This window comes from Paenibacillus sp. FSL E2-8871 (assembly GCF_038000345.1).
In the GTDB taxonomy this organism is placed as follows: domain Bacteria; phylum Bacillota; class Bacilli; order Paenibacillales; family Paenibacillaceae; genus Paenibacillus_AQ.
The window spans coordinates 4,888,497-4,900,772 of sequence record NZ_JBBOBV010000001.1 but is presented as its reverse complement, the minus strand read 5'-3'; the positions used below and the strand labels follow the sequence as shown (position 1 = coordinate 4,900,772).

At 41.4% G+C, this 12,276-nt stretch carries 11 protein-coding genes; 6 read left to right on the top strand and 5 right to left on the bottom strand.

What is annotated here, in order from left to right; genetic code table 11:
- Nucleotides 1-60 precede the first annotated feature (60 nt).
- The 4 genes from NYE25_RS22290 to NYE25_RS22275 form a co-directional block, all read right to left on the bottom strand.
- Nucleotides 61-1,092 carry a LacI family DNA-binding transcriptional regulator gene (locus NYE25_RS22290; RefSeq protein ID WP_076286657.1) on the bottom strand — a complete coding sequence of 344 codons (1,032 nt, stop codon included), beginning with the start codon at nt 1,090-1,092 and terminating at the stop codon, nt 61-63.
- 100 nt (nt 1,093-1,192) lie between these two features.
- Nucleotides 1,193-2,026 (bottom strand): carbohydrate ABC transporter permease, encoded by an 834-nt coding sequence (locus NYE25_RS22285; RefSeq protein WP_042184128.1) that lies wholly within the window; start codon nt 2,024-2,026, stop codon nt 1,193-1,195.
- A complete protein-coding gene (locus NYE25_RS22280) occupies nt 2,026-2,868 on the bottom strand; it encodes a carbohydrate ABC transporter permease (RefSeq protein ID WP_042184126.1) in 843 nt (280 codons plus the stop codon). Before NYE25_RS22280 ends, NYE25_RS22285 begins: the two co-directional genes overlap by 1 nt.
- Nucleotides 2,869-3,024: 156 nt before the next feature.
- Nucleotides 3,025-4,407 carry an ABC transporter substrate-binding protein gene (locus NYE25_RS22275; protein ID WP_341146844.1) on the bottom strand — a complete coding sequence of 461 codons (1,383 nt, stop codon included), beginning with the start codon at nt 4,405-4,407 and terminating at the stop codon, nt 3,025-3,027.
- Between the two features lie 275 nt (nt 4,408-4,682).
- On the opposite strand from NYE25_RS22275, the gene NYE25_RS22270 reads away from it, so the two are divergent.
- Genes NYE25_RS22270 through NYE25_RS22260 form a run of 3 tightly spaced genes read left to right on the top strand, consistent with a single transcriptional unit; the run spans nt 4,683 to nt 7,811 of the window.
- Complete coding sequence (locus NYE25_RS22270; RefSeq protein WP_341146843.1) at nt 4,683-5,333, top strand: hypothetical protein; 651 nt, start codon at nt 4,683-4,685, stop codon at nt 5,331-5,333.
- Nucleotides 5,326-6,447: a hypothetical protein gene (locus tag NYE25_RS22265; RefSeq protein ID WP_341146842.1), complete on the top strand. Its 1,122-nt coding sequence runs from the start codon at nt 5,326-5,328 to the stop codon at nt 6,445-6,447. The genes NYE25_RS22270 and NYE25_RS22265 overlap by 8 nt, the downstream gene beginning before the upstream one ends.
- A gap of 14 nt (nt 6,448-6,461) precedes the next feature.
- A complete protein-coding gene (locus NYE25_RS22260; RefSeq protein WP_341146841.1) occupies nt 6,462-7,811 on the top strand; it encodes a bifunctional folylpolyglutamate synthase/dihydrofolate synthase in 1,350 nt (449 codons plus the stop codon).
- On the opposite strand, the gene NYE25_RS22255 is transcribed toward NYE25_RS22260, so the two are convergent.
- Nucleotides 7,806-8,603: an ATP-grasp domain-containing protein gene (locus NYE25_RS22255; RefSeq protein ID WP_341146840.1), complete on the bottom strand. Its 798-nt coding sequence runs from the start codon at nt 8,601-8,603 to the stop codon at nt 7,806-7,808. The two genes, NYE25_RS22260 and NYE25_RS22255, sit on opposite strands and share 6 nt — an antisense overlap.
- A gap of 360 nt (nt 8,604-8,963) precedes the next feature.
- Here NYE25_RS22255 and NYE25_RS22250 point away from each other — a divergent pair, with 360 nt between their 5' ends.
- From NYE25_RS22250 to NYE25_RS22240, 3 genes are read left to right on the top strand one after another with little or no spacing between them, the layout of a single operon-like run.
- Nucleotides 8,964-9,857, top strand: coding sequence for a carbohydrate ABC transporter permease (locus NYE25_RS22250; RefSeq protein ID WP_042184117.1), 894 nt, complete (start codon nt 8,964-8,966; stop codon nt 9,855-9,857).
- Nucleotides 9,854-10,732, top strand: a complete 879-nt coding sequence (locus tag NYE25_RS22245; RefSeq protein ID WP_042184115.1) for a carbohydrate ABC transporter permease — start codon at nt 9,854-9,856, stop codon at nt 10,730-10,732. Before NYE25_RS22250 ends, NYE25_RS22245 begins: the two co-directional genes overlap by 4 nt.
- Nucleotides 10,733-10,785: 53 nt before the next feature.
- On the top strand, nt 10,786-12,171 hold the full coding sequence (locus NYE25_RS22240) for an ABC transporter substrate-binding protein (RefSeq protein ID WP_339244322.1): 1,386 nt from the start codon (nt 10,786-10,788) through the stop codon (nt 12,169-12,171).
- Nucleotides 12,172-12,276 lie beyond the last annotated feature (105 nt).

Below are 12,276 nucleotides of genomic sequence, written 5' to 3'. Positions count from 1 at the left end.
TGCGGTTCTATCTCCCCACCCCGATTCGTAAATAAACTTAAACATATGAACCTTTTGAAACTACAATATAGATCTCGTAGATTCTCTAACGATTAATTCTGCAGGGAAAATCTGATGCGCATGATTGACCTTCTTATTAATGAGATCAAATAAAATCTTAATCGACGCTTCCGCAATTTCTACTACTGGCTGTTTGATGGTAGTGATAGAAGGATTATAATAGAAGGAAATATCCAGTCCGTCATAACCTGCCACAGAGTAATCTTCAGGAACTCGCTTGCCTGCTTCAAATATGGCTTTACAAGCGCCGATGGCCATACTATCTGATAAGGTGAAAATAGCGGTAAATTCTTCCCCTGACTCCAGCAGTTCTTTTGTAACCGCATACCCATTTTCCATACTATAGCTATCAATATCTTCTTTCATCCGCCGTACTAGCCGTTCATTATAAGCTATTCCATGATCAGAAAGAGCCTTTTTATATCCTTCATATCTTAATTTACCGATACTCACATCATCTTCAGGCGCGGTAATAACTGCGATTTTCTCATGTCCTAGATTACATAAATAGTCTACAATTTTGTAGCTCTCATTAAAGTCATCTACAGATACAGAAGAATAGTTACTTAGATCAAACTCTTCCGTCATCCCAATCGTGCTGAGGACAAATGGAACCGTCAATTGCTGTAATTTTTCTTGAGAGTGTGAGAATAACCCCCCCAGGAACACAATTCCCTTCAGGCGCTTTTCTTTCTCCAGCTCAATTGCCACTTCAATCTCATCTTGATTCTCATCAACTCGTTGTAGGATAAAGGAATACTTCTTTCGCTGGATCTCTTTTTCAAATACTTTAATCATCGGGCTGAAAAATGGATTTGATATCCCTTTGATCAATACTGCAATCGTTTTCGAATCGGAACGTTTTAAATTTCTGGCACTGTTATTCGGTACATAATGGTTTTCTTTGATGACTTTCATAACCATCGCTTTTGTTTCTTCATTAATATCCGGATGATTATTTATAGCTCTAGATACTGTAGTCACGCCAACCCCACATAATTTGGCGATATCTATGATAGTCAATCTCTCCATTTCTACCTTTCCTTTACACGTTAAATAAGAAAGTAGGGTATTCTTGAAGAGAAGACTCAACAAGAAAAGCACCCTACTCGCTTCTACATACATATTCTATTTAACCCTTAACGGCTCCTGCAACGACACCTTCGATAATATATTTTTGGCAGGTGAGGTAGAAAATGATGATGGGTACAATAGCTAGAACTAGCATCGCCATCATAGCTCCCATATCAATCGATCCGTATCCACCTTTTAGGTACTGTATCGCAATAGGAATGGTTTTGTATTCAGTACCGATCAGTAGGTCAGGCAACAGGAAGTCATTCCATACCCACATTACATTAAGAATCGCTACGGTTACAGCTATAGGCTTAAGGATGGGCAATACCACTTTAAAGAACGCCTGCGGTGGATTACATCCATCAATCATAACCGCCTCTTCAACCTCCAGTGGGATGGACTTCACAAATCCACTAAACATAAATACCGATAGTCCTGATCCAAATCCCAGATAGATCAAGATAATCCCAATCGGATTGTCGAGATGCAGTACATTGGCTGTCTTAGTCATTGTGAACATAACCATTTGGAACGGTACGATCATCGAGAACACAAATGCGTAATACATCAAGTTCGTGAATTTTGATTTCACCCGAGTAATATACCATGCAGTCATGGAAGTGAATAACACGATTACAGCAACCGAACACACCGTGATAAACAAGGACATTCCAAAAGCACTGAAGAAATCAATCTTCGCTATACCGCTAGTATAGTTCTTCAAACCAACAAAAGTAGTTCCATTAGGGAATAAGAAAGGTGTATCACTAATGTAGAACTTACCTTTAAAGGAGTTCATCAGAACAATAAAGATCGGAGATAAGAACGCAATGGCCAAGACCAACAAAATGGTGAATATGGAATAGTCTTTTGCTCTAGTCTGTTGCATTAGTTCTCAACCTCCTTTCTTCTAGTAATGACAAGTTGTACTAAGGCGATTAAGGCTACCAGTGCAAAGAATACGACGGCTTTCGCTTGACCCACACCTTCCCATCCTGTTTTTCCGTAGAAGGTATTGTAGATATCCAGTGCTAACATCGAGGTCTGCTTGGAAGGAGCACCAGCGGTCAACGCTAGGTTTTGGTCAAACAATTTGAATGAATTCGATAACGTTAAGAATAAACAAATGGTAATGGATGGCATTACGAGTGGAATCGTCACATTACGTAAAATCTTTGAACGTGAAGCTCCATCAATTCTTGCGGCTTCTACTATATCCTTAGGCACATTTTGAATACCTGCAACATAGATAATCATCATGTAACCTATCAATTGCCAATTCATAAGGATAATTAATCCCCAAAATCCATAAGTTGCGTCAGAGGTCAAAGTAACTCCAAACTTATACAGAATTCCATTAAAGATCAGCTGCCAGATGTATCCTAATACGATACCGCCTATCAAGTTAGGCATGAAAAAAATAGTTCTAAATACGTTAGTCCCTTTTAGCTTTCTAGTTAACAACATCGCCAGTATGAAGGCGAATACATTAATCGTAAGAACAGATAGAACTGTAAACTTAACAGTAAAGCCTAGTGCATTTAGAAATTCTTGATTTGAAAATGCTTTAATGTAATTGCCAAACCCTATCCATTTTGCATCATTGACGGTAGTAAACTCTGTAAAGGATAAATATATACCTAGAAGAAAAGGTACAACAAATGCGATCCCAAAGGCTATTATGGTTGGTAATGCAAAAAGAGCAAAATATTTTCTTATCGATTTTTCCATGGAGTCTTCTCCTATCTCAGTATGGAAAATGATGAAACAGATGAATTCACTCGAATTGTTGCTTAGTGCCACTGAAATTCCAAAGGGAATCCAGTGGCACTAAGCTTTTATCTTTATAACAACTGAGAGTTATTCAATCATTTTTCCATGCATTTATTATTTTGCCTTTTCAGCCTTCCAAGTGTCCTTAAAGATGGTTACAACTTCATCCCAGGTTTTATTGCCTTGAGCGTATTGCAAGAGCGCATCACCAAAGACATTTTTGAACTCTTCACTTGGGAATGCCGCAAATGTCCAAGCTACGGAAGTTAGATCTTTTTCCATCCAAGCGGATACTTCTTTAGCAAGTGGATCTGCTGGTTTTTCGCTGTCTTCAAACGTGTTGAATGGAGCGATAAAACCTAAGTCGTTCGTTACATAAGCTTTACCTTTTTCACTGGAGAACAACCATTCCAAAAATGCGATAGAAGCTTGTTGGTTCTCAGCAGAGGCTTTGCTGTTGATTGCCAAATAGTTTTCTGTACCTACAGCCAGACCTTGTTTTTCTTCGCCTTCCATACCTGTGTAGATAGGCAAGAATTTGATGTCCTCAGCTTTAACTACGTTACCATCTACATCATTGATTTGTGACCAAGCCCAGTTACCGTTTTGAACCATCGCTGCGTTACCCAGTGCGAATTCAGCCATGGAGTCCGCTACAGATTTACTACCCAGAAGGGATTCTTTAGTCACAGAGTTTTTGATGTAAAGATCAAAGATGTTTTTGAATTTATCGTTATATTTGAATTCAACTTCCTTAGAAGCCAGACCGGCAAGAACTGTGTTATCAAACTCAGTGTTGTCTTTGAATTCATAGTACAGTGGCAAGTTAGCCAAGTGAGTCTGCCATCTCCATTGTTCACCAGCAGCGAGGGAAGTCGAGGCGAATACACCTTTGATACCCAGTTGATCTTTTTTAGCGGTCATATCTTCTACTACTGCTTTCAAAGTCTCGAAATTATTGATTTCAGTTGTGGAAGAGATCGAAACAGCTTTGTCAGCTAAAGCAAAGTATTTCTTCATAATGGCGTCGTTGTAGATAATACCGTATCCTTCAACTACGTAAGGGATACCATACACGCCTTCGCCTTCAGTTACAGCCAAGCTTTTGTCGGACAAGTAGCTGTATAGCTTAGTATCTTTCAAATCCAAGGTGTAATCTTTCCAAGCTTGGAAACCAACAGGTCCATTAATTTGGAAGATCGTAGGTGCATCGGACTTAGAAATTTCGGATTTCAATTTGGTTTCGTACGTACCTGCTGCAGCTGTTACGACTTTTACTTTAACGCCTGTCTCCGCTTCGTAATCCTTAGCGATTTTTTCATATATCTCTGCAATTTCAGGCTTGAAGTTTAAAAAGTAAACCGATCCATTTTTACCAGATAAAGCGTTTCCACCATTGGTTGCTGTATTGTTCTCTTTATTCCCACACCCTGCTGCCAAGACTACAACCATAGACATTACCAACATGAGCCCTAGATATTTTTTAATATTCTTCATTTTTCTTCCCCCTCGAACTTTTTATTAAATTACCTCTCTTAAAGACGTCTCACCGAGAATAATGTCAGCGTTTTCATTTCACTTAAGTATTCTCCGCTTTTTTTCCGGTATCCTTATCGGTAACGTTTTCAATTGAAATATTAGCACACCGTTTGGAACATTTCAATAACCATTTTATTGCAGAAACTCGCCATTACAAATCTTCAAACGTTATAATAGACAAGTATAAACGCCTTCGACTTTCTTATATTTTTAAAATAACTATGAATAGGTGATTGCATATCTTATCTCTGATCGAAAAGTATGAGTTACAATTCTCTAATAATAATTATTTTGGCGATATCGGGGTAGAGCCCTCTTACTCCATTGTAAAAGGTACTCTTCCTGTCCTTGTGTCCGCTCCACATACCATTAACCACTATAGAGAGCATGCAGTAAAACCTGCGGACATGTATACAGGTTCTCTTGCGCTGCTGTTACAAAAGCTCACCAATTGTCACTGTATCTATTCCAATAGCTTCTCCAAAGAAGACCCCAATTACATCATTGCCGGAGAATATAAGACTGCACTTGGAACAATTGTCAAAGAACATCAAATTAACTTTGTTATAGACTTGCATGGTGCCTCTAAGGATAGGGAATTTGATATTGATTTAGGTACATTACACGGAACTTCCATACAAGAAAATAATATAAATGAAGTCGTACGTATTTTTTTCAATAATGGTATTACCAATGTTTATCAAAACCATACATTTTCTGCATCTCATCCGGGAACGGTCACTTCGTATTCCGCCAAAGAGCTGTTAGTTCAAAGTATTCAAATTGAAATTAATCGAAATTATCGTAACCCGAAATCATTTGATTTATTCCAAAAAACCATTCATTCCCTCGAACAAATCATCAATCAATTGGGAGGTGCCTAACATAAATATCGAGCAGACCTTCACCCTATCGGACAAACAAAGCTATACTGCCCGGGAAGAACTCACGATGAACCCCGACGAGCTGGCTGAATTAGGCTTAGTCCACCATATCTTTGTCGAGCTTAAAGCAGAGAATGATGCTCAGGTTAGCTGTTTGCTTTTATCTAAAAGTGATATCCCTAGAGGCAGTATTCAATTATCTAAAAGAGCAAAGGACAAGCTAGGAGATTGCCCCATAACAGGATTAACCATTACTAAACCTGAGTACAACACGATCCTTCGGGGAATTCCTAAAGTGGACGAGATTGCCAAACCTTATGTCAAAGCTTGTCCAACGCTCGTCCGCAAGTATTCGAACCATGTAGAGCTGATTAATCCTAAGAATGGCTTTCGGGTAAACTTAACGTTAAAAGAGGATGACACTGCCAAGCCGAACGCACTATATTTCAACAGATATATCATGTTGTTACTTGAGACTCATGCCACTGAGGAGGATCAACTAATTATTACCCGTACAAGAACAAGTCCTCAGTCCAAGCCAGGCATACATAAACTTATACATCTGGGAATCAAACGGCCCTTAACCGCATTAGGAAATCTTTTTATTGGCAAAAGAGAGCTTACACTAAGAGTAGGACATCCCTACCCTTTTGATGAGCACCAAAATCTATGCCGAATTCACCCCAATGTTAGAAAGCTGCTGGGTATGGAAGAGACCGACAAAATCGTCATCACCTATAACAACAAAGAAATCACCGTCCCCATCTTAGATATAGACACTGAGCATATTGCCCAGTTGATCAAGCTAAATGAGGAGGATGATCAGCTCAAATTTATCGACAGCCACTTATTTATCGGAATCACCGCTTTGTCACGAAATGAACTAGAAATCCCCAGTATCGGCACATCGGTTACCGTAAAGAGAAGCATGAACTCCCTATTCTTAAAACACTTAAATAAGCTGGTCTTGCCTGTAATTGCTCTATTGTTTACAGTAGTACAGCTGTATAAGGATTTGAGCTGGAGCATCGCTCTGACCGTTGCTATTTCTCTGATACTACTTCCGATAATCATCTACACGACGCTATCTGAAGAACGAGCAAAAATTAACTAAATGGAGCGATGATCGTGGAATTCACTTCACAAGCCCAGGTAGAAGATATGATCTACAGCTCTTATCTAAGAGCCATTAACAACATCACAGAAACTTTGGATGGACAAGTTAGACGACCGGAATTAACCAGAGCATTGCTGGAACTAGTCGGAAATCCGGATCGAGATCAACAATACATACTAGTCACAGGCAGTAAAGGTAAGGGCTCCACCTCAAGGTTTATCTCTTCTTTGTTAAGTCACCTAGGCTATAAAGTGGGCTTGTTCACCTCCCCTCATCTGGTGGATTTCAACGAAAGAATACGGATTGACGGGCGGGCCATATCCACAGAGGATTTTGTACGATTAGGAAATGTAGTTCGCGAGGGATTTCAAACGATTGAAGATCAGCTTGCCGCTGATGAGTATCAAGGTCCTGTTGGGGTGGGTCTGGCGATTGCGACGTTGTACTTCAAGGAGAATCATACCGATTTCAATGTAATTGAATGTGGAAGAGGCGGAAGGTTTGATGACACGAATGTCCTGAAGAATGATTGGGCTGTCATTACTCCGATTATGGAGGAACATGTAGCTAATTTAGGACCTGACCTGAACAGCATTACACTACATAAACTGGGCATCGTCAAAAACAAAGCTACTAACGTCTATATCAGCAAACAGAAATCGAGCGTACTTGCGACTATAAAAGCGAACCTCACTTCCAACGCTGTGCAGTATTATGAGGAGCAGTTCTGGGCTGACTCTATTGCAATAACACCCGTTGGAACTACTTTTAATGTTCAGACAAATCAAGCGGTTTACCCGTTCTTAACGATTCCGTTATTGGGGCAATTTCAAGCTCTAAATGCAGCCACTGCAGTCGCACTATGTGAGGATATTACAAGCGGTCCTCTGAATAGGGAACTCGTTCTCAAATGCTTTGCGCAATTGCAATGGCCGGGTCGCTGTGAAGTGATCTGCCATGATCCATTAACGATAATTGACGGAGCAATTCATAAAGAATCGGCACGCTATTTGGCTGAGCTTATTCAACTGGTGAATCCTGACCGCAGCCGAGCTGTAGCTTCAATTATCGGGGTCCCTAAAGATAAAGATTACCCCGGGGTTATCGAAGTGATGAGTTCGGTCTCGGATCAATTAATCATCACAAAGCCCGATATTAGTCATCTTTCTTTTCCTACAGATGCACTCCATGTTGCCAAACGTTTTATCGAACAAAGTTACGAGTTCCCCTATTTAGAGGACGCTCTAACGCACATACAAACTCGCTCGTCTTCCGAGATTATTGTAATTGTTGGCACGCAAACCTTCATCGGAAATACCAAAAGATTATTCGGGCAATCGCTGCTCGATATCGGCTTATAGCTTCTCAAAGCGCTGGAGAATGACTTCCTGATAAAGATCAGATAGAGCTGGCACTTCACTTGGATTCTGCTTACAATACTCATCTAGCATAACCTTATGATTCACTTCGATCACCCTGAGGCCTTGATCTGTCTCCAAGATATCCACGGAGCAGAAATCAAGGCCCATCGCTTTAGAGGTCTCGGAAGCAAGCGCCGCAAGCGCCGCTCGTTTGGCCTGATCGCTAACCTCAATAGCAACAGCCCCGTTAATCAAATTGTGCTTCCAAGAGCGAACTCTTTTTTTTCCAAGGAATACACGCGCCTGGTGATTAAAACTTACGATTCTATACTCAATCTCCGCTTCATAATAGGGACCTATTGCCCCATTAAGCTGTAAAGAAAATAATAAATCCAGCTTTTCGTGCAGATCGGCAATCTCATTAATTTTGTACACATGATTTCCCTGTGCCCCGTTATCCTGCTTCATAACTACCACCCCATTGAGCGTTTGGAAATAACGTTCAGCCAATGAATAAGGATTCAAGTTGTTAAATTTGGAGTCAGGATGTGGCAAATAGATATGTTCTACCGCGGGGATATTCGCCTTATGCAAAACGTCATAAGTTAGAGATTTACTCATAGCAATGATCGTAGAAGCACTGTTGTTTAGTCCGATCTCAGCGTCTACCATCACAAATGATTTCAATCCATCCGTAGCTCTATATACGAAATTCGGTGTAACTTCCTCAAAGGTAATCCCTGAGGTTGTAACAGAATGCTGGATCATTTTTAAGTAAGGTCTAGTCGTCATTCAGTTTCCTCATTTCTAACAAAATATGACCAAACCTAATCATAGCATGAGAAATATCAATCGAAAATAACATTCACATGTTATAATTACTATCACAAAAACATTAGAAATCTTGTTCGAGGGACTTTCTCAAAAAAATAACAGGGTTAATGTTATGTTTAATGACTGATAGCGCTCTTATAGTTAAAAATAAGTATTGATTATTTAGTGATCATCCTCTATGATAAGCTTATCAAGCGAACCAAAAAGTTAAAGCGGTTAAACTTTAATACCAAGGTATCTATTATTATTGCTACTTAATAGTATTAGCACGACCAAAAGTTAAAGCGCTTATACTTTAAAATGAGAGGTTGGTGTGTCATGATCAATCGCGAGAACAGGCGGCAGACTTTCTACATGTATCTGTTCATTTCTCCTTGGATTATCGGCTTCCTAGTATTCGCCCTTTATCCTATCTTATCATCGCTTTACTTCAGCTTTACTGATTATGACATCATACACCCGCCTAAGTTTATCGGGCTCGCTAACTACACAGAGATGTTTCACAATGACCTATTCTGGAAATCGGTGGTTGTCACGCTGAGATATACCTTCATCGGTGTACCTATCCAGCTTGTTCTCGGTCTTGGATTTGCGCTATTGCTTCACCAGACCATTCCTCTGCGCGGCTTTTTCCGAACGGCCATGTATTTTCCAAGCATGGTATCCGGCGTGGCCATGTCCCTCCTATGGTACTGGATCTTCAACCCGCAGATCGGGCTCTTCAATTACATCCTTTCCTGGTTCGGTATTCATGGACCGGCTTGGCTGATGAACCCGGACACTGCACTATATGCCTTGATCATCATGACCTTCTGGACAGCAGGCTCAGGAATGATTTTATTCCTCGCAGGTCTGCAAGGCGTACCGGCTAGCTTGATCGAAGCCGCTAACCTTGACGGTGCCGGACGCTTCAGAATTTTCTTGAACATTACCTTGCCGATGATCTCTCCCGTGCTGCTTTTTCAACTAATTATGGGACTGATTGATTCCTTCCAAGTCTTTACCCAAGCTTTTGTTATGACTCAAGGAGGTCCGAATTACTCTACCTGGTTCTATGTCTATAATCTCTACACCAGTGCTTTCAAAGAATATCGTGCCGGTTATTCCTCAGCCTTGGCATGGGTGCTCCTCATCGTAGTTATGCTGTGCACCGCACTAATTATGAAATTGTCTAACCGTTATGTTCACTACGAAGGAGGCGGACGCAAATGAGTACAGTCAGAGCGCTAAGCCCCCAGACTAAAGGAACCAAACGCCGCCGGAAAGTGGAGCCTGTTAAGATTTTTAGCTTTATTACTTTAGTAGTTACAACATTTCTGATGCTGCTTCCTTTGTTCTTCATGGTCTCCACTTCACTTAAGTCCAAACGTGAGATGCTGAAGTTCCCACCCACCTTTCTTCCAGAGAGCTGGCAGTGGAGCAATTACACAGAAATATTTGATACCCTGCAGTTCGGTACGCTTTACAAAAATAGTTTAATTATCGCCGGTCTCAGCGTTGTAGGCACCTTGATTTCTTCAGCGCTGGTCGCCTATGGATTCGCCAGGTTCAGAGGTAGAGGGAATCAGATATGGTTCATCCTATTGTTGAGCACAATGATGTTGCCTTATCCAGCCATTATGATTCCACAGTTCGTACTCTTTTCGCAAATGAATTGGATCGACACCTTCCTACCCTTGATTGTGCCTGCTTTTTTCGGCTCAGCTTATAACATTTTCCTGCTGCGCCAATTCTTCTCCACGTTGCCTGAAGAGCTGTTTGATGCCGGACGCATTGATGGATGCGGCGAAATACGGATGTGGGCTACTATAGCACTCCCACTCTCCAAACCCGCACTTGCAACTGTAGCTATCTTTGCTTTTATCTACAACTGGAACGATCTGCTTACACCGGTGCTTTACCTAAGCTCGTCAGAGAAGTTCACGCTACCCGTCGGGATGGCTTCTCTCACCTCATCCAGATTCCGCATTCCACCTTGGCATTTGCTGATGGTCGCTTCGGTTCTAGCTATGGTTCCTATCGTAACGCTGTTTGCTGTAGCACAGAAACAGTTCGTCGAAGGGATTGTACTTACAGGGATTAAGTAATAATCCGCCACCCGGGCGGCCAAATATACTTGAAATCATGGAGGGTTTAGCTAATGAACAAAAACAGGAAAAGTAGTGCGCTTTTACTTGCAACAACCATGCTTGTTGTTCTGGCATTGTCAGGCTGTAGCGGCGGCAAATCGGCGGGTAACACTCTATCTGAAGGAAATGGTGGCTCGACTAATTCAGGAGGCAAAGCAGAAACGGTAACCATCACCCATTACACAATAGATTCAGAAGACCGGACTTTTGTTGAGAAATTAATTCCTGATTTCGAAAAGCAGCACCCGAACATTAAAGTAAAAGTGGAAAAAGCACCTTATGAGCAGTTCGACAGCAAGCTGCAAACACTAATTGCCGGTGGCAAATCACCCGATGTGACAAGTCACTGGGGTTATGGAGGTTTCGCAGAATACTACAACAAGGATATGCTGCTCGATTTGACCGACCTTTTAAAAGAGGATGGCTTCAAGGCAGCCGATTACAACATCCCAGAGAACCTGATGAACATTTATAAGGTTAAAGATCACACATATGGTATCCCAGTTAATATGTATGTCACCTTGATGCTCTATAACAAAGACATGTTTGATGCTGCCAAACTGACTTACCCAACAAGCGATTATGAAGATAAGAGCTGGACGTTTGAAAAGATGGTCGACCAGGCTAAACAAATGACTCTCGTCTCCGATGATATTGCGAAAACACAATATGGCGTAGACTTCACCTGGTCTGAACGCGATATGCGGCCATTATATTTTGGAGCGCAGCCTTATTCAGAGGATACATGGACGAATGGCGGCGTGCCTTCCGAGACTTATTTTGATTCCCCTGAAGTGATTGCTGCCTACAACAAACTCTTTGATCTCGTCTTCAAAGATAAAGTCTCTCCTTCCTCCGAGTGGAGCAAAAGCGTAGCCGGACAGAACGGTGATCCCTTTGTTGCAGGCAAAATCGGGATGTCTATCGGTGGCTCATGGAACCTTGCAGGTGCGAATGACTTTCCCTTCAAAATCGGCGTAGCCGCTGTACCATGGGGAGGCAACGATAAGGTCCGCAGCACACTTTACGTCGATCCGCTGCTGATCTTGAAGGACTCCAAACATCCGAAGGAAGCTTTGGAATGGATCAAATATTTGATCACTACCGAAGTGCAGGAGAAATCCATTGAGCTTAGTGGCGGTAACCCGCCAGTCAACACCGAAGCTGCTGAAGCTTACTATAAACATTTTGACGGCATCGATCCACAAGATATCAAAAATGTCTACGAGGGTGCTGTGAACTATGGCTTCGAATCCTACAACCATTTGATCACCAACTACTCGCAAATTAATGACATGTTCATTAATGAATTGCAGCCAGTAGAAACTGGACATAAGACGGTGGAAGAGGTGATGACGACGATTCAGAAAAAAGTTACGGAGATCATTCATCGTTAATATTTGGCAGATATGCCGTCCCTTTAGGGACGGTATACCTGTTTGAAATCATACGTTTAGCGGACAGTCTGCCAACCCTGTATACTAAAGGTAGAAAACAGGATC